Origin of the sequence: Aquimarina sp. Aq107, from assembly GCF_943733665.1 — a bacterium.
Lineage (GTDB): Bacteria > Bacteroidota > Bacteroidia > Flavobacteriales > Flavobacteriaceae > Aquimarina.
On sequence record NZ_OX030782.1, the window covers coordinates 928,890 to 946,562 of the forward strand.

A 17,673-nucleotide genomic window follows, 5' to 3' on the forward strand; every position below is an offset into this window, starting at 1 on the left:
TCTTTTGCAGTAAATGTAATAAATAGCTATGAGTATTTTAGTAATGGAATTTATGAGTATTTGTACAGATTAGTGTTAAGCTGATTGTTAAATGTTAAGTAAGAACTTAAGTTGTTATCGTATTACCTAAGAAACAAGTAAACTCAAATAGTATTTTATTACATTTGTATCGCTATGGAATTTTCGTCAAAATTATTGGAAAATGCAGTGTATGAAATGTCTCAATTACCTGGAATAGGTAAAAGAACTGCATTACGATTAGTTTTACATCTTTTAAGACAACCAGAAACGCAAACACAGCATTTGGTAAAAGCGTTAGGTACGTTAAGAGAAGATGTGAAGTTTTGTAAAAACTGTCATAGTATTAGTGATGTAGAAATATGCGATATCTGCAGTAATCCTAATAGGACTCAAGATATTATTTGTGTGGTAGAAGATATTAGAGATGTTATGGCGATTGAGAGTACTAGTCAGTATAGAGGTTTATATCATGTTTTGGGTGGAAAAATTAGCCCAATGGATGGTATTGGTCCCCAAGATCTTAAAATCCATACATTAGTGGAAAAAGTAAAATCTGGAGCAGTAAAGGAGTTGATTTTTGCTTTAAGTGCTACTATGGAAGGTGATACTACGAATTTTTATATTTATAAGCAGTTGGAAGGTGTTGATATTAAAATAGCTACTATCGCTAGAGGAATAGGTGTAAATGACGAGTTAGAATATGCCGATGAGGTTACTTTAGGAAGAAGTATTATTAATAGAATTCCTTTTGAAAACGCTTTAAAGAGTTCCTAATCTGTTTCATTTTTAAAATTTGACCCTCTGAAATTATCTGTAGTCATCCTTAATTACAATGTTCGTTATTTTTTAGAACTATGCATTTTAAGCGTTCAGAAAGCTGTAACTGATCTAAATGCAGAGATTATTGTTGTTGATAATAATTCTTCTGATGATAGTTGTGTTATGGTCAAAGAACGTTTTCCTAATATACTTTTAGTAGAAAATAATGATAATGTTGGGTTTGCAAGGGCTAACAATCAAGGAGTTGATTTAGCAAAAGGTGAATATATTTGTATCCTAAATCCAGACACTGTAGTAGCTGAAGATACGTTTGTAAATATTATTTCGACATCAGAAAAGTTAATTCATATGGGCATGTTAGGCCCAAAACTTATTGATGGTACTGGTAATTTCCTTCCAGAAAGTAAAAGAAATGTGCCATCTCCATTAACTTCTTTTCGACGATTGTTTGGTGTTAAATTGGGTAAAGTAAAAAATTACTATGCAGATCATATACCTGAAACTGGAATTGCAGCTGTTGATATTTTAGTTGGGGCTTTTGTTTTAGTAAGAAAAAAAGACTACAAGTCAGTAAAAGGTTTTGATGAAGATTATTTTATGTATGGAGAGGATATTGATCTCTCATATAAAATGAAAAAGAAAGGATTACAAAACTACTATATAGGAACAATTCCTGTAATTCATTATAAAGGCGAAAGTACAGATCGTAACGCAGAATACATAAAACGTTTTTATGGAGCAATGCGATTGTTTTATAGAAAACACTTTAAGAGTAATTGGTTCTTGGATTTCATTGTATCTATCGGAATACGTTTGACTTCTATAATTCAGTCGTTTAAAAGCTATCATAAAGAAAAACGCGTGATTGATACTTGTTATTTAGTATCCGAGAATCATAGTTTGAAGAAGCGGCTTAGTGAGGTACTGCAAAAAGAAGTGAAGTTTATTTCATTGGAAGCTGTAAAGAATTTGGGATATACTAATAACGAGCTTATCTTTGACAACGAGTTACTAAGTTTTGGTGAAATTATAAAAGAAATGCAAGTTTTGAGAAAATCAAATATGACCTTTAAGATTAAACCAGCTGGATGTGATTTTATATTAGGAAGTGATTTTAGTGATGGAAAAGGGGAAGTAATCACTTTTTAAAGAAACTTTAGTAAATAAAAATTAATTTAAGAGCTTAACTTTTATTAATTTCGCAAAAAACATAACTAATAAATACCTTTGATTAAGAATATGGCAAAATTTGAGCTTAAACTTCCGAAGATGGGTGAAAGTGTTGCAGAGGCAACAATAACAACTTGGTTAAAAGAGGTTGGAGATACTATCGAAATGGACGATGCAGTATTAGAGATTGCTACGGATAAAGTAGATAGCGAAGTCCCTTGCGAGGTAGAAGGTGTGTTGGTTGAAAAACTTTTTGAAGTAGATGATGTAGTAAAAGTTGGTCAAACAATTGCTATTATCGAAATTGAAGGAGAGGGTAGTGCAAATACTACTCCAGAAGAAAGTAAAGAAGAAATAGCTCCTGCAACTGCAGAAGTGATTGAAACAGAGATTACTGCCGTGACAGAGACGGTTGTTGCAAAAGCTGATTTTTCCGAAAGTTCTAAGTTTTATTCTCCATTAGTTAAAAATATAGCTGCGGCAGAAGGAATTTCTGTAGCAGAATTAGAAAATATATCTGGAACTGGAAAAGATGGTAGAGTTACTAAAAATGATATCTTACAGTTTGTAGAAGATAGAAAAGCTGGTAAAACTGCGACTCCTGCATCACCAGTATTAAAAGAACAAAAAAATACTCCTGCAGCACGAGCTAAGAAAACGGATGCTCCCAAAGCTACACCAGTAGTTGCATCGGGAGAAGATGAGATTATAGAAATGACCAGAATGGGGAAATTGATTTCGCATCATATGGTAGATTCTGTACAAACTTCTGCACACGTACAATCGTTTATCGAGGCAGATGTAACTAACATCTGGAACTGGAGAAAGAAGGTGAAAGGTGATTTTATGAAGAGAGAAGGAGAAAACTTAACCTTTACTCCAATCTTTATGGAAGCTGTAGCAAAAGCCATCAGAGATTTTCCAATGATTAATATTTCTGTTTCTGGAGATACAATCATTAAAAAGAAAAATATTAATCTAGGAATGGCAGCTGCCTTAGCAGATGGTAATTTAATTGTTCCAGTAATTAAGAATGCAGATCAGCTAAACTTAGTTGGAATGACCAAAGCAGTGAATGATTTGGCAAACCGAGCGCGTAATAATGCACTAAAACCAGATGATATTCAAGGAGGAACTTATACAGTTACCAACGTAGGGACTTTTGGTAGTATTATGGGAACGCCAATTATTAATCAGCCACAAGTTGCTATTTTAGCGTTAGGAGCTATTCGTAAGGTGCCGGCTGTGATTGAAACTCCTGATGGAGATTTTATTGGTATTCGTTATAAAATGTTCTTATCACATTCTTATGACCATAGAGTTGTAAATGGTGCTCTTGGAGGACAATTTGTGCAACGAGTAAAGGACTATCTCGAAGCGTTTGATGTAAATAGAGAGTTTTAAGAAATACTATAATTTATAAATAAAAAAAACCGCATAATACATATGCGGTTTTTTTTATTTATAATATTTAATTACTACCAAGATGTTTTGATTAGAAGACATATAAACGTGTTAGTTCTTGAAATACTCCTATTCCCTATATTCTGTTTTTATACAATAGATGTTGTATTTAGGGATTAAAGAAAATGTGATAAAATATTAATACAATAAATGCATATAATAGGGTAACATTTTCCTTCTAAATGATACATATGTTAAACTCTAATAAATATTTAAATTTTAAAATGTATGAGATTCTCAAAAGTAAATTATTTTTTGTGTGTATTGTTAGGAACGATGTTGTTAAGTTGTTCTCCGGAAGATGGAACTGATGGTGTTCCTGGGTTAAGTAATCTTACAATATTAAATGATGAGCCTATCGGAGTAAATTGTGAAAATGGAGGGGTTAGAATTGAAAATGGCTTAGACTTAAATTCAAATGCAATTCTTGAAACTAGCGAGGTTTTAACGACAACTTTCTTGTGTGATGGATTTAATAGTGATTATCAAGATGAAACAAGGCTAGTTTTATTTAGTAACGGATCTGGTGCGTCTGGAACTAGTTCTGTAGAAGGAAGGAAAATGGGTGAAATAATAAAATTTGATAAAAGAAATTGGGAAAATGCGTCTTCAATTTATTATGTAGCTTGGATATATTCGGAAAATTCTAATAATAGTTGTTTTGTAGAATTATTTAATGAAACGGATGGGGAGGTCATAGCTAATAGTGTTCTTACTAACAATAGTACTAATTATCCTGGAATACTAATGATCTCAGAAAATATAATTTCTTCTATTCCTGAAAAAGAAATAGATATATCATTAAGATTGCGTTCAGAAAATGAAGGTACGACTGTGTATATGGGTAGAAAGGCTGAATTAGTTATAAAACGTTAATAACACAAACACTTTTTTGATCACTATGAAAAATATTATAAAATTAAGTTTCTTATTTATATCTGTTTTAATATTAAGTGGTTGCGAACCAGAGGATGGAGAGAATGGTGTTTCGGGATTAAATTCCTTAACAGTGTTTTCTAAGGAAGATTCTGGCTCAAACTGTCAATATGGAGGTATTAAAATAGAGTTAGGTTTAGATGTCAATTCGAATTTTGTTTTAGAAGCAAATGAAATAGAAACAATCAAATTTGTTTGTGGGGGAATTGATGATCCAATTTCAAAAGAAACGAGAATTATACTTCATAATAATAATGGTGGAGCTTCCGGTACTTCTGGTAACTATATAAATACGTATCCAGCCATTATAAAATTTGATAAAAGAAATTGGAGTAAATTAAGGTCTGTTGTTTATACAGCAAGTATTAAGTCTGACAATAGTAATAATAGTGCAATTGTTGAATTGTATGATGCTACTAATTTTAGAACAATAAGTAATTCTGTTCTTGCTACAAGAAATACCGAATACGAAAATGTGATTTCTAACAATCTTGTTGAATCATTACCTGAGGAGGAAATAAATATTTATTTAAGATTGAGGTCGGAAAATAATACAGGAGATAATGTTTGGATATCTAACAAGTCGGAGTTGATTATTAAACAAGATAATTAATGATGAATACAACGTTTTATTTAAAAACTATATTTGATTTATATTGTTTATACTATAATACTAATTTAGAAAAATATGTTTACAACTGAAGTTAAAAGTGCTCAGGACGAAGATATTTGTATTCTTATAAAAGTGGATAACCATCCATTTAATTATATAGTAGATTGCGGAGAAGCAAAAAGTTTAAACGTAAAAGAATGTCAAAATACTAATGCTATTTTTATAAGCCATACCCATATTGATCATTTCGTAAATTTTGATACAATTCTAAGACATCAAATAGGTATTAAAAGAAAAGTTGTAATTACTGGACCCAAGGGTATCATTAATCAGGTACAAAATAGAATTAAGAGTTATTGCTGGAATTTAATTGATAAAGATTCTATAATATATGAAGTACGTGAGATTTTTAAAGAAGGAGAGTACAAGTCGGTAGTCTTGCGCCCTCCTTTATGGAGTAAAGAAGACGAAAAACTAGTAATAAAAAACACAATATTCGAAGAAAAACAATTTGAAGTAGAATATGAGATTCTCGATCATAAAACTGATACTATTGCATATCTCTTTAAAGCTTATGATAAAATTAAGATTCAATTAAGTGAAGGTTTAAAAGGAGGTAGATGGGTACAGGAGTTAAAGCAGGCTTATGAAGTCTCTGATGAAGAGAAAACTATAAAAATTGAAGATAAAGCATATAGATCTAAAGAATTATTTCATTTAATCAATATCCAAAAAGGTAAGAAATTAGGAGTTATCTTGGATCATGCTGCTAGCAAAGAAAATCATGTTAAGATAAAGAGAAGATTTACTTTCTGCGATGAAGCTTATATAGAATGTTTTTATAAAGATGAAGATTTAACATTCGCAATGAAAAATAATCATAGTTATGCTTCAAAATCAGCAGAGATCATGAAGGCTTGTGAAATAAAAAATGCGATTCCTGTACACTTTTCACGTAAGTATGATGAAGATGAAATAAAAGAGTTGATAGAGCAATTTAATAGATCAAAAAAATAAGTTTTTTGAGATGAGTTTAAGGCCTTAAATAATTCTACTGTCATATCATTATCCTTTTAGAGAATTGTGAATAAAGTGCCTTATGAAGCTTAATTAGCAGAAGAAATTTAATATTTCTATATAATTTTATAGTAATAGATATACGTTAAGTCTCTTTTTAATTTTGTAACAAATAAAATCATATGACTACTAATAAGTTGGTATCTAATTTTAAATATTAAAACGCTATATCTATGACTATTGAGGAAGCATCTAAATTTTTTAAGAACTTGGTTACTGAAACTGACGAAACATCCGAAATAAAGGTGTACAAAAAATTCATTAATATTTTGTCTCAGTTGGAGGGTAGAGGTTTATCTCAAGACCAATTACGTGCTATAGAAAGTAAGTTAGATGCATTTGATATAGATATACTAAGAGAAAATAGAAAAAAATACTATAACAAAAAACTTAGTGAGTTTACAAATTATCTAAAAAAAGAATTCTCTTTGATATCCGAAGGTTATTATATGACAATAGGTATGAGTTTAGGGATGAGCCTTGGAATGAGCTTAGGGATGACCTTTGGAGTAGTTTTCGGTGGTTCTAATGGATTGATTTATGGAATGACTTTTGGAATGGCAATAGGTATGTCTTTGGGATCAGCAATTGGTGCAGCTATGGATGCTAATGCAAAAAAAGAAAACAAAGTATTAAGTGTCAAATGCAAGTAAAAAAGCGTAAAAAATGTCTTTAGATATTTTTAGAAATACTTTTGAGAAGCCTATTAAACTGCATAACTTCGTAGTAAATATCTATAGGTATGGTCAAAAAGATAGCTTATATTACAGATGCTCATATAGATGAAGAATATCCTAAAGGCTTAGGTGTAAATGCTCGAAACAATTGGAAGACAATTTTAGATGATATCGATTCAAAAAATATTAATGAAGTTATTTATGGTGGTGATATAGGAGAGAAATCATCTAATTCATGGTTTTTTAATACTTTACAAAAGTATAAAGTATCCATTTCTTTGGGAAATCATGATGATTTTTCTGAAGTGATGGAACACTACAAAAATGATTTCCTATTAGATCCTAATGAGCTTTTTTATTATAGAGAGGATGATTTTTTTAGGTTTATTTTTTTAGATTCTAGTACCGATGTAGCTAGTGAAAAACAATTAATATGGTTGGAGTCAGCGTTAATTACTTCAAAAAAAATAGTATTATTTATTCACCATCCTGTTTTACCTATTCCTGCTATTATAGATAAAAAATTTTCTTTAAAAGGAAGAGAGAAGATTCAAACTTTATTAGAAAAGATTCCAAATGAAATTATACTTTTTTCAGGACATTATCATATGGAAGATTATCAAAAGTTTAATAATGTAATACAATATACTACACCAGCAGCATCTTATCAGGTAGAAAAAGATCCGAATGAGATTATAGTTCATAATAATTCATTTGGATATAGAATTATTGAGTTACATAAAGATCAATTATTTACTGAGGTAATTACCTTTAGGGTGTAGAATTTTAAGTTCGTTTTAAAAAAAACTTGTTCTTTTCCTTGGTTTGGATTTCTTTGTGATCTCTTCAATAAAAAGGTCAAAACTTGTAATGGGATAGTATAATTTTTTATCTTTTTTGGCAAATGGTAATTCTATGTTTTCTCTGGCATACCCTTTTTCTAACATGTTCCGCCAGAACACAGGGGATAATAAATTATTTTTACTATCGATATCGATTTCTAAAAACTTTATTTTCTTTTCCTTTAGTTTCTGTATTAAGGTATCACATCGATTACAATTTTGATTAGTGTATATAAAGAGTTTGTAGTTTGCTACAGTTTGGGATTGTATTTCTTTTGGTTTTTCTTTTTGCCTTCTGGTATTAATGTTTTCTAATTTATCATTCACAATAAGATTGTAAGTATAAGAGGATTCTTTATCTGTTAATGGAATCAGTATCAACATTTGTACTTTGCTTTTAGCTGGAACGTTCTTAAGAATAGGACGTTGTGCTCTTCTGCGGTAACCAATAGGATCTATTTTAAGAAAAACGCTTTTATCCGAGTCAGTGTCATTTTGGACATAGATAACACTACGTTTTTTTTGAACGTCTTCTACTAAATAAACTAATTCTTTTTGGCAAAAAGCCGTTGTAGTTTTTAATAAAACAAAAAGAAAAGGAAAGTAAGAAAAGATCTTCAAAACAAGTTTTAGTTTTTATAAAGATAAGTAATCTACTTTTTTAAAATTTAAAAAAAGCCCACTCCTAGTAATATAAACTAGCCTCTAAATAAGAAAAAGCGATCTTTCATTTTCTCAATTTCAGAATTCTTATTAGTTATGATATAATCAATAGCTTCAGTAGTGAAATGCTGTCCTTTTTCTGTTAAGGAAACGATATCGTCATTAATTTCGATCATATTATTCTTAAGAGCTAAGTCTAATACAGATTTAGATTTTACTTTTTGCCAATTGATATGCTCATTAAGGTGTTTTACATGTCGCTCAGTTTCGTCATCTGCATGATTACCAAGATGCAGTAGAAAAGTTAGTAATGAAACTTCGATACGTTGTTGTCTGTGTCGGTAAATAACAGAGAAATATCCTCTATTTGGAGCAAACAAATATACTATTAGAAACAAAACACCAAGCACACTAGTCATAGAGCCAGAAATAGAAGTGTCCAGTCCGTGAGCAACCCAATATCCAACAATGGCAGAAATAACACCAAAAACACAAGCTAGTAGTATCATCTTTTTTAGATCATTGGTTAATAGATATGCAGTAGCTGCCGGTGCTATCATAAAAGCAATTACCAAAATGGCTCCAACCGCATCAAAAGCTCCTACTGTTGTTATTGATGCTATAGTCATTAAGCCATAGTGCATTACGATAGGAGACAAGCCTAAGGCAGCAGCAAGGCCAGCATCAAATGTGCTTACTTTTAATTCTTTGAAAAAAGCAAAAAGTAAACCACAAGTTGTTAAAAGGATAGTTCCGATAATCCACAAAGATTTAGGGCCGAGATCTATTGCGTTGATAATAAGTCTGTCAAAAGGAGCAAAAGCCAACTCTCCTAGTAACACAGCATCTATATCAAGATGTACATCATTGGCATTTTGTGCGATCATTATAACACCGATACTAAATAAAGCAGGAAAGACCAATCCAATAGCAGTATCTTCTTTCACTAAGCCAGTTTTTTGAATAAATTCTACTAAAACTACCGTGAGCACTCCGCTTAGGGCAGCTAGTAAAATTAGTAGAGGAGAAGATAGATCATGTGTAATAAAAAAACCAATTACAATTCCTGGTAAGATAGAATGACTAATTGCATCTGTAATAAGAGCCATTTTCCGTAATACTAAAAATGTACCTGGAATAGCACAAGCAATAGCTACAAGACTAGCAATCAATTGTATTTCAATCTGCGCGCTACTCATCATTTACTTGTGTTAGTTGATTGTATAGGTTCGAAGCAGTTTTATATCCAGAGGAGGTTAGAGACCACATGTTTCCTTCGATTTTTACATAATCCTTGTCTTCTAATTTTTGTAAGGATCGTTTGGTAAATCCCTGAAAGTTATTAAGTATTTTGATTGCGTGTGGATGCGAAATGTCTTCGTGATCCCGGGCAATATTATACATAAATGAAAGGGTTTTATGAAGTTGCAGATCGTTTCTGTTTTTTCTGAAACGTATTTCTCTAAATAGAAGTCCTCTACCAGGAGAAAATATAAAAGAAACTAATACAAATACTGCTGCGACTAAAACGATCACTGGGCCTGTAGATAGATTATTATGGCTCGCACTTATAGCGGTTCCGATAACTCCGGAAAATGCACCAAAAATAGCAGCGAGAATTACCATAATTGATAGACTGTTGGTCCATTGTCTTGCTGCAGCTGCAGGAGCAAGAATCATAGCGCTCATTAAAACTACGCCGACAGTCTGTAAGCCTAGAACAATTGCAATAACAATAAATGTAGTAATTAGTATATCTAAAAACTTAACATTAAAACCTAGAGTTTTGGTATAATCACTATCGAACAATGATATTTTAAGTTCTTTCCAAAATAATAATAAGACAACAAGACAAACTCCAGTTACCAAGGACATCATCCAGACATCACTTTCTAATAATGTAGCGGCTTGTCCAAAAAGATAATTCTCTAATCCAGCTTGATTAGCATTCGGAAGTTTTTGGATGTAGGTAAGTAATAACATTCCAAATCCAAAAAATAAAGAAAGAATTAAACCAAGTGCTGTGTCAGATTTAAGGTGTGTTTTTTTAATAATACCTCTTATCCAGAAACTACCAATTAAACCACTGACTAAGGCACCTAGTAAAAAGGCATTGCTGTTTTTGGCTCCTATAATTAAGAAAGCTATAGCTATTCCTGGTAACGCAGCATGAGAAATTGCATCACCCAAAAGACTTTGTTTTCTTAATACAGCAAAACTCCCTAACATACCACATATAGCTCCCAAAACAGCAGTTCCTAATGTGATTGTACGTAGGGTATAATCAGTAAAGACAAGCTGTATGTATTCTAGGATATCCATAATGCTATTGTTGGACGCTTACTTTATAATTTATACCGTATGTTTTGGTAAGATTATCATCGTTAAAAATGTCTTTCACAGGTCCTGTTGCAATTTTTTTTACATTCAAAAATGTAACCCAATCAAAATATTCAGGAACTGTTTGTAAATCATGATGCACTACAATGACTGTTTTTCCAGCTTTTCTAAGTTCTTTCAAGATATTTATAATTGCTTTTTCTGTAGTAGCATCCACTCCTTGAAAAGGTTCATCCATAAAATAGATAGATGCATTCTGGACCAATGCTCTGGCAAGAAAAATACGTTGTTGCTGTCCACCAGAAAGCTGACTAATTTGTCTAGATTTAAATGCAAGCATTCCTACCTTTTCTAAAGCTTCGAGCGCTGCTTTTTTTTGTTTTTGCCCAGGTCTTTTGATCCAACCTAAACTCCCATAAGTTCCCATCATTACCACATCAAGCGCTGTAGTAGGAAAATCCCAATCCACACTTCCTTTTTGCGGGACATAAGCAACTAAAGACCGCTGTTTTTTATAAGGTTCGTTATAGATTTTAATACTTCCTGCAATAGGTTTGATGATATCTAAAATAGACTTAATTAACGTAGATTTCCCGGCACCATTGGGTCCCACAATCGCCATTAAAACTCCTTCTGGGATAGCAAGATCAATATCCCATAATACGGGTTTGTAATTGTACGCGACTGTTAAGTCATCTATTTGTACAGCTATCTTTTCTTTCATTATTTCAATGCATTTACAATGGTGTTTACATTGTATTCAAACATTCCTATATATGTTCCCTCTATAGTTCCAGGGTTTCCTAAAGCATCAGAATATAAAGTACCGCCAATTATTACTTCATGATCTTTAGATTTCACTGCAGCTTGCAACGCTTCAATAGTACGTTTTGGTACTGACGTTTCAATAAAAATAGCTTTTACTTGGTTTTCTATAATAAAAGCAGCTAACTTCTGAACATCTTGTACACCAGCTTCGGTGGCAGTAGATAGGCCTTGCAAACCAACCACATTAAAAGCGTATTCTTTACCAAAATAACTAAAAGCATCGTGAGCAGTTACCAATATTCTTTTGTCCAGAGGTAAGGTTTCGATGGTTGCTTTTATGTTGCTTTCTAAAATATTTAATTTTTCTAGATATGCCTTCCCATTAGTCTCAAAAGCTTCAGCGTTTTTAGGGTCTAATTCTTTTAGTTTTTCAATAGTAAATAAAGTTACTTGTTTCCAGTTATTTACATTAAACCAGATATGGGGGTCATAATTAGAAGCAAAATAATCAGATCCAATAAGAATGCTTTTGTCCAAAACTTCTCCAACAGCAATTGTTTTTATATTTTGGGTTCCCATTTTCTCAAATACTTCTACTAATTTTCCTTCTAAATGAAGTCCGTTATAAAAAATAACATCGGCATCTACTAATTTTGTGACATCACCTTCACTTGCTTTGTATAGGTGTGGGTCAACACCAGAACCCATTAACCCTTCAACAGTTATTAAATTTCCTCCAATATTTTTTACTAGATCAGTAATCATAGTAGTTGTGGTAACTACATTTAATTTTTGATTTACTTTCTTTTCTTCTTTTTTACAAGAAAAGAAGGTAATTGTTAGTGCTAGAAATATTGTGATTTTTTTGATCATTTTAAATTTTAATTCAATGGTGGTGTTCTAATTTTAAGCTAAAACTATATTTAAAAAAGATATCTAAAAAACTTAATAAGAAGAGGCTATAGTTGAATGCCTTATAATTGTATTAGGTTTAGTATTTTTGTTTAATTATAATAGCAAAACTAAAAAAGTTAGCCATGACTAACAAATTAAATTTGAATAATTTAACAAAAAGTGAAGAAGATTATTTAAAAGCTCTTTTTCAATTATTAGTAGAAGATAATTCCGTAAAGGTTGGAAATAATCAATTAGCAGAATATCTTAAGGTGTCTCCAGCTTCTACTAATAATATGGTTAAAAAACTAAAAGCAAAGAATTATGTAGTAAGTGAGAAGTATGGAAAATTAGAATTAACAGAAGAAGGTAGAGCTATTGCTGTTAGATTGATTAGAAAACATAGGCTTTGGGAAACTTTTTTATATAATTACTTAAACTTTAGTTGGGATGAGGTTCATGAGGTGGCAGAGCAGTTAGAGCATATAAAATCATACAAACTGATTGATGAATTAGATCGGTTTATGGATTTTCCTGAAAAAGATCCACATGGAGAATTAATCCCTACCTCTAAGGGTGAATATAAAGTAGTTCCAAAAATCACATTGTCTTCATTGGAAGAAGGTGCTGTGTGTAAGTTGATTGCTGTAAATGATGGTTCAGTTAATTTTTTGAGGTTTGTATCAGAAATTGGATTGGCTTTAAGCAGTGAGATTAAAGTACTTGAAGTACGAGAGTTCGATAAGTCTATTCGAATACAATTTAACGATAGTATAGAAACAGTAACTAGAAAATTTGCTGATAATGTATTTGTAAAGGTGTTATGACTTAATAATAAATGTTAAAAAAAACAAGACTATTGCGGATTGTGGCTTATACCTATTATCTTTGATGCACACAATCAATTTATGGAGCTTACGTTAAAAAGACCGATCTGTTTCTTTGATCTGGAAACAACCGGTATAAATATTTCTAAAGATCGAATCGTGGAAATCTCTATCCTTAAAGTTTTTCCGAATGGAAATAAGGAAAGTAAGACTTGGCTTGTTAATCCAGAGATGCCAATTCCACCAGAAACTACAGAAGTCCACGGAATAACAAATGAAAAAGTGGCTAATGAACCAACATTTAAGCAATTAGCAACTAAAGTTAGTGATATGATAAAGGGTTGTGACCTAGGAGGTTTTAATTCTAATAGGTTCGATATTCCTTTATTGGCAGAAGAATTGTTGCGTGCTGATGTAGATTTTGACATGAAAAATACGGTAGCGGTAGATGTTCAGACGATTTTTCATAAAATGGAGAAAAGAACCTTAGCGGCAGCTTATAAGTTTTATTGTGATAAAGATTTAGAAGATGCACATTCTGCTGAGGCTGATACTAATGCAACGTATGAAGTTTTAAAAGCACAATTAGATAGATATCCTGAATTAGAAAATGACACGAAATTTTTAGCGGAGTTTAGTTCTAGAAAACAATTTGCCGATTTTGCTGGTTTTATAGCTTATGATAAAGAAGGTAGAGAGATATTTTCTTTTGGAAAGCATAAAGGCAAGTTAGTAGAAAAAGTAATGGAAGATGAGCCTGGTTATTTCGGTTGGTTACAGAATGCAGATTTTCCTTTGTATACTAAAAAAGTTCTTACAGCGGTAAGACTTCGTAAGCTAAATAATAGTCTTAAGCTATAACTGTTATCATCAATTTTTATGAAGATTATTTGTATTGGGCGCAACTATACGGATCATATAGAAGAATTGGAAAATGAAAAACCGACAGACCCTGTTGTTTTTATGAAACCTGATACTTCGATTCTTTTAAAGAAACAACCTTTTTTTATTCCAGATTTTTCTAATGATATTCATCACGAAGTTGAGGTTCTAGTAAAAATTAAAAAATTAGGGAAATATATAGACAAAAAGTTCGCTCATAAATATTATAATGAAATTGGTCTTGGGATAGATTTTACGGCAAGAGATCTACAAAGCAAGCTTAAGGCAAAAGGATTGCCTTGGGAAAAATCTAAGGCTTTTGATGGTGCAGCTGTAGTTGGAAAATGGATTGATAAAAATGAGTTTTCTGATGTGAATAATATCAATTTTCGTTTAGAAAAAAACGAAGAAATTGTACAGGAAGGAAATACAAAGTTAATGTTGTGGAAAATTGATGAGCTTATAGCGTATGTGTCACAATATTTTACTTTAAAAATCGGAGATATTATTTTTACAGGTACACCGGCTGGTGTGGGAGCGGTAAAAACAAATGATAATTTGAAAGGCTTTATTGAAGACAAAGAAGTGTTTTCAATTAAAGTGAAGTAAGTCTAAAGTGTTGATAGCATCTTCTTTGGACTCATATATTCGAAATAACGTTTTCTTACTGTAAAATTTTCGTCTAAAAAAATAATTGCAGGTAAAGAGAAAGGAGTATCCTTTCTAGAAGCTAACAATGCAGGAATTTCGTGGATTGCATTTCTTGAAGTAGTATAATTTTTGTTTGTGAAAATTGAACCGTCAAAAGTAATGGTATCCCTGCTCTCTGCATCCATTTTTACAGCATAATAATCCCTAGATATTTTTTCTATAATTTTTGGTTTCGTATATACAGCTCGATCCATTTTCTTACAGTAAACACACCAATCCGCATAAAAACTAATAATTACTTTTTTAGGCTTTAACGAAAGAGAATCATCTAATTGTTCAAAAGTGATCCAATTAATGGTTTTGTTTTCTTGAGCTTCTGTTTTTAATATTGTTATCAAGAAAAAGAACAGTATGATTTTTAAAAATTTCATTACTAATGAAGTTTACCAAATTTTATACCTATAAAGAATGTTCTTGGGGTTCCAGGACCATAAATATAATCAGAATCCCGAAGTGGTCCGATATCAAAATCATCTTGGTAGCTATTAAATATGTTTTTAATACCTCCGCTAAATGTAATTTGAAAGTTTTCCGAAATATCTGAGTGATATTCAAGTTTTAAATTCATATCAAAAAACGAATCCGTATCTACCAGATCTAAAAAACCGGATTCGCTTATAACTCTGGGAACTGTCATTTCTCCTGTGTAAGTACCAGTAACATCTATGTTAAATCGTTCGCTGGGAATCCAGGATGTATTTAGGTAGCCATATGTATTCGGGTTTCTTACGAATTCGTCCACAACTACATTATTTTCTCCGGGTATACTACCATCTGTTTCAAAAAGTATTTGACTTTTATTATAAGATGCTTTTTGAATGGTTCCTCCAAATTGGAATCGCCATTCTTTTGATGGGGATATACCGATTTCAAAATTAGTTCCAAATACTTTGGCTCCTGATCCATTCCTTACTTCTTCAAGAATAGAGCCATTTTCGAGAATTGCACCGGTGCTAACTAAAGTAAAAGGGTCTTCAAGACTTGTATAAAATCCTTCAAGCAAAAAGTCTGCTTGAACCTTTTGTATATTTTTCGTGTAATTTAAAGAAGCTGTAAATGCATTTGAAAACTCTGTATCTAGGTTTTCTGATAAAATAACAAACTGGGGTTCTCCTCCAACTGATGAGATGTGCAAGTCTTCATTAAATGCTTGTGGGGCTCTAAAGCCTCTAGCATATCCGCCTCTAAATTTTAAAGAATTAAGAATGTTATACGATATAGTTATTCTTGGACTTAGTACAGTTTGTTTTATGGAGACATCTCGAGAAATCCCACCTATATTGTATGCCCCGTCAACATTTACATAATCTAGTCTAGTTCCTAAAAGTGCTGTAAAATCGTTGCTCAGTTTCCATTCATACTGCGCGTAAGAACCAATAGTGTGAACTTGTTGATCAATTAATCGATTATATCCGGCAATAATATCTTCGGTATCGCTAATGTTATACTCTGTTCCTATTGTAATAATATCCTTGTTTTTTAAATTTTGAGTGAATTGAAAACCTGTAAGCAAGGCTAAATCTTTGGTAATTCCGTATGAGTTTAATGCAAGAATACTATCTTGTCTAGTTCTAGAACCTCCTAATCCACCATAATAACTATCTCTATCAGTATATTGCCCAGAGGTATAGATTGATAAGTTGTTTGTTCCTTTTTTGTTTTCCAGTTCGTATGTCAAACCTCCTAAAAAAGTGTTGTGATCTAGTTCTTCTGTAATATCTGTAAAATGAGGAGCAAGGTCAAGACGATCTCCTCCACGGCGATATTCTTTAATAGTGGTTAGATCTAATGAAATTTTACTCCGATCATTTGGTTTTAAGAATGTTTTTAGGCCAAAAGTAGTGTTTTGTAGTGTTGTTAATTCTGTGAATCCGTCATCATTAGCATCAAACTCTTCTCGGTCTCTATTGAGCCCAAATACTGTGATTCCGGACATTAAATCATCGCTTACAAGAGATGCATTGAAGTTTAAAGAACGATCAGGAATTTCTCCATCTATAAGACCAAGATATGTTCCGATTTCCCATGTATTTAAAACTGGGTCTTTGGTTATTATATTTATAGTCCCTGCAATGGCATTAGAACCATAAAGGGCAGAACCACCACTTCGTACTACCTCAATACGTTCAACAATGTTGGTAGGTATTTGTTCTAATCCATAAACACTGTTTAGAGCACTAAAAACGGCTCTACTATTTATTAATACCTGAGTGTAACTACCATCTAATCCGTTAAGTCTTACTTGGGTGAATCCGCAGTTTTGACAATTGTTTTCCACTCTAACTCCGGGAGAATAATTTAAACCCTCGGAGATTGATATTGATTGGGTAGCTTCTAGTAGTTTTGGACTTAAAACATTTACAACCACAGGAGCGTTTTTTCGATTTACTCTATTTCTAGTGGCGCTTACTACGACTTGATCTAGATTTAAACGATCTTCTCTAAGAATGAATTTTTTTACTAGATTATTAGTTGTTATTGTAATGTTTTCTGTCAAAGTCTGATGTCCTAAAGAACTAATTTTTATACGATAATCTCCTACAGGAATATTTTTGATTTCAAAAAAGCCATCCCCGTCTGCAGAGGTATATGTATTAAAAGAAGGATTTGATATTGCTATGTTAGCATAAGGTAAGGAAGATTCGGTTGTATTAATATTACCTTTTAGATTTCCTGTTTGACCTATTAATATATAGGAGTTTATTATGGTTAAGAAGAATAAGAATGGTTTCATATTTAGATACTGCGGCTTCTTTATTAGTTTTAGCAAATTTAAAAAGTTAGTTTAGACTAACAAATTGTTTTAACAAATAATAGATTATATTTTAGTTTAGTTTAAATTTATTAAGTTTTTTATATAAGGATGACCTGTATTTATAATTAGAATAGATCTTTTGATCTCGTTATTTTGTAATTTGATTATAGAATAATCAATGAAATATTTTAGATTAAAGATTGGAGATGTTATCTTTACAGGAAGACCAATTAGAACAGATGCTATAAAAGCA

18 protein-coding genes are annotated in these 17,673 nt (G+C 31.7%); 11 read left to right on the top strand and 7 right to left on the bottom strand.

Annotated elements, in window-relative coordinates:
* Positions 1 to 174 precede the first annotated feature (174 nt).
* From recR to NMK29_RS03670, 8 genes are all read left to right on the top strand, one after another.
* Entirely contained in the window at positions 175 to 795 is a 621-nt protein-coding gene (gene recR / locus NMK29_RS03635; protein WP_108801621.1) for a recombination mediator RecR, read from the top strand.
* Between the two features lie 45 nt (positions 796 to 840).
* A complete protein-coding gene (locus NMK29_RS03640; protein ID WP_371924110.1) occupies positions 841 to 1,950 on the top strand; it encodes a glycosyltransferase family 2 protein in 1,110 nt (369 codons plus the stop codon).
* 90 nt (positions 1,951 to 2,040) lie between these two features.
* A complete protein-coding gene (locus NMK29_RS03645) occupies positions 2,041 to 3,375 on the top strand; it encodes a dihydrolipoamide acetyltransferase family protein (protein ID WP_108801623.1) in 1,335 nt (444 codons plus the stop codon).
* A gap of 288 nt (positions 3,376 to 3,663) precedes the next feature.
* A complete protein-coding gene (locus NMK29_RS03650) occupies positions 3,664 to 4,311 on the top strand; it encodes a hypothetical protein (RefSeq protein ID WP_159092064.1) in 648 nt (215 codons plus the stop codon).
* Between the two features lie 25 nt (positions 4,312 to 4,336).
* Entirely contained in the window at positions 4,337 to 4,984 is a 648-nt protein-coding gene (locus NMK29_RS03655; RefSeq protein WP_108801625.1) for a hypothetical protein, read from the top strand.
* Between the two features lie 75 nt (positions 4,985 to 5,059).
* Positions 5,060 to 6,001 carry a peptidase gene (locus NMK29_RS03660; RefSeq protein WP_108801626.1) on the top strand — a complete coding sequence of 314 codons (942 nt, stop codon included), beginning with the start codon at positions 5,060 to 5,062 and terminating at the stop codon, positions 5,999 to 6,001.
* Positions 6,002 to 6,234: 233 nt separating this feature from the next.
* Positions 6,235 to 6,714: a hypothetical protein gene (locus NMK29_RS03665; protein ID WP_108801627.1), complete on the top strand. Its 480-nt coding sequence runs from the start codon at positions 6,235 to 6,237 to the stop codon at positions 6,712 to 6,714.
* An 89-nt stretch (positions 6,715 to 6,803) separates the two neighbouring features.
* Positions 6,804 to 7,520, top strand: a complete 717-nt coding sequence (locus NMK29_RS03670) for a metallophosphoesterase (RefSeq protein ID WP_108801628.1) — start codon at positions 6,804 to 6,806, stop codon at positions 7,518 to 7,520.
* 15 nt (positions 7,521 to 7,535) lie between these two features.
* Here NMK29_RS03670 and NMK29_RS03675 read toward each other — a convergent pair whose 3' ends face one another.
* The 5 genes from NMK29_RS03675 to NMK29_RS03695 all read right to left on the bottom strand — a co-directional run bounded on the left by NMK29_RS03675 (position 7,536) and on the right by NMK29_RS03695 (position 12,221).
* On the bottom strand, positions 7,536 to 8,201 hold the full coding sequence (locus tag NMK29_RS03675) for a hypothetical protein (protein ID WP_108801629.1): 666 nt from the start codon (positions 8,199 to 8,201) through the stop codon (positions 7,536 to 7,538).
* Between the two features lie 77 nt (positions 8,202 to 8,278).
* The gene (locus tag NMK29_RS03680) at positions 8,279 to 9,442 is read right to left on the bottom strand and encodes a metal ABC transporter permease (protein ID WP_108801630.1); all 1,164 of its coding nucleotides are present in this window, start codon (positions 9,440 to 9,442) and stop codon (positions 8,279 to 8,281) included.
* Positions 9,435 to 10,565: a metal ABC transporter permease gene (locus NMK29_RS03685; protein ID WP_108801631.1), complete on the bottom strand. Its 1,131-nt coding sequence runs from the start codon at positions 10,563 to 10,565 to the stop codon at positions 9,435 to 9,437. Before NMK29_RS03685 ends, NMK29_RS03680 begins: the two co-directional genes overlap by 8 nt.
* Positions 10,566 to 10,569: 4 nt before the next feature.
* The gene (locus NMK29_RS03690) at positions 10,570 to 11,307 is read right to left on the bottom strand and encodes a metal ABC transporter ATP-binding protein (RefSeq protein ID WP_108801632.1); all 738 of its coding nucleotides are present in this window, start codon (positions 11,305 to 11,307) and stop codon (positions 10,570 to 10,572) included.
* Positions 11,307 to 12,221 carry a metal ABC transporter solute-binding protein, Zn/Mn family gene (locus NMK29_RS03695; protein ID WP_369862760.1) on the bottom strand — a complete coding sequence of 305 codons (915 nt, stop codon included), beginning with the start codon at positions 12,219 to 12,221 and terminating at the stop codon, positions 11,307 to 11,309. The genes NMK29_RS03690 and NMK29_RS03695 overlap by 1 nt, the downstream gene beginning before the upstream one ends.
* A gap of 167 nt (positions 12,222 to 12,388) precedes the next feature.
* Between NMK29_RS03695 and NMK29_RS03700 the strand changes: the two genes are divergently transcribed.
* From NMK29_RS03700 to NMK29_RS03710, 3 genes are all read left to right on the top strand, one after another.
* A complete protein-coding gene (locus NMK29_RS03700; protein WP_108801634.1) occupies positions 12,389 to 13,072 on the top strand; it encodes a metal-dependent transcriptional regulator in 684 nt (227 codons plus the stop codon).
* 81 nt (positions 13,073 to 13,153) lie between these two features.
* Positions 13,154 to 13,933, top strand: coding sequence for a 3'-5' exonuclease (locus NMK29_RS03705; RefSeq protein ID WP_108801635.1), 780 nt, complete (start codon positions 13,154 to 13,156; stop codon positions 13,931 to 13,933).
* Positions 13,934 to 13,951: 18 nt separating this feature from the next.
* Positions 13,952 to 14,563: a fumarylacetoacetate hydrolase family protein gene (locus NMK29_RS03710; RefSeq protein WP_108801636.1), complete on the top strand. Its 612-nt coding sequence runs from the start codon at positions 13,952 to 13,954 to the stop codon at positions 14,561 to 14,563.
* Between the two features lie 2 nt (positions 14,564 to 14,565).
* On the opposite strand, the gene NMK29_RS03715 is transcribed toward NMK29_RS03710, so the two are convergent.
* Together NMK29_RS03715 and NMK29_RS03720 are read right to left on the bottom strand one after the other, a co-directional pair.
* The gene (locus NMK29_RS03715; protein WP_108801637.1) at positions 14,566 to 15,036 is read right to left on the bottom strand and encodes a thioredoxin fold domain-containing protein; all 471 of its coding nucleotides are present in this window, start codon (positions 15,034 to 15,036) and stop codon (positions 14,566 to 14,568) included.
* A gap of 2 nt (positions 15,037 to 15,038) precedes the next feature.
* Positions 15,039 to 17,399 (bottom strand): TonB-dependent receptor, encoded by a 2,361-nt coding sequence (locus tag NMK29_RS03720; protein WP_108801638.1) that lies wholly within the window; start codon positions 17,397 to 17,399, stop codon positions 15,039 to 15,041.
* Between the last annotated feature and the right edge of the window lie 274 nt (positions 17,400 to 17,673).

What these genes read in the sequence shown, in the direction of transcription:
- recR (WP_108801621.1), top strand. Translation starts at nt 175, where the DNA reads ATGGAATTTTCGTCAAAATTATTGGAAAATGCAGTGTATGAAATGTCT.
- NMK29_RS03645 (WP_108801623.1), top strand. Translation starts at nt 2,041, where the DNA reads ATGGCAAAATTTGAGCTTAAACTTCCGAAGATGGGTGAAAGTGTTGCA.
- NMK29_RS03650 (WP_159092064.1), top strand. Translation starts at nt 3,664, where the DNA reads ATGAGATTCTCAAAAGTAAATTATTTTTTGTGTGTATTGTTAGGAACG.
- NMK29_RS03655 (WP_108801625.1), top strand. Translation starts at nt 4,337, where the DNA reads ATGAAAAATATTATAAAATTAAGTTTCTTATTTATATCTGTTTTAATA.
- NMK29_RS03660 (WP_108801626.1), top strand. Translation starts at nt 5,060, where the DNA reads ATGTTTACAACTGAAGTTAAAAGTGCTCAGGACGAAGATATTTGTATT.
- NMK29_RS03665 (WP_108801627.1), top strand. Translation starts at nt 6,235, where the DNA reads ATGACTATTGAGGAAGCATCTAAATTTTTTAAGAACTTGGTTACTGAA.
- NMK29_RS03670 (WP_108801628.1), top strand. Translation starts at nt 6,804, where the DNA reads ATGGTCAAAAAGATAGCTTATATTACAGATGCTCATATAGATGAAGAA.
- NMK29_RS03680 (WP_108801630.1), bottom strand. Translation starts at nt 9,442, where the DNA reads ATGAGTAGCGCGCAGATTGAAATACAATTGATTGCTAGTCTTGTAGCT.
- NMK29_RS03685 (WP_108801631.1), bottom strand. Translation starts at nt 10,565, where the DNA reads ATGGATATCCTAGAATACATACAGCTTGTCTTTACTGATTATACCCTA.
- NMK29_RS03690 (WP_108801632.1), bottom strand. Translation starts at nt 11,307, where the DNA reads ATGAAAGAAAAGATAGCTGTACAAATAGATGACTTAACAGTCGCGTAC.
- NMK29_RS03700 (WP_108801634.1), top strand. Translation starts at nt 12,389, where the DNA reads ATGACTAACAAATTAAATTTGAATAATTTAACAAAAAGTGAAGAAGAT.
- NMK29_RS03705 (WP_108801635.1), top strand. Translation starts at nt 13,154, where the DNA reads ATGGAGCTTACGTTAAAAAGACCGATCTGTTTCTTTGATCTGGAAACA.
- NMK29_RS03710 (WP_108801636.1), top strand. Translation starts at nt 13,952, where the DNA reads ATGAAGATTATTTGTATTGGGCGCAACTATACGGATCATATAGAAGAA.
- NMK29_RS03715 (WP_108801637.1), bottom strand. Translation starts at nt 15,036, where the DNA reads ATGAAATTTTTAAAAATCATACTGTTCTTTTTCTTGATAACAATATTA.
- NMK29_RS03720 (WP_108801638.1), bottom strand. Translation starts at nt 17,399, where the DNA reads ATGAAACCATTCTTATTCTTCTTAACCATAATAAACTCCTATATATTA.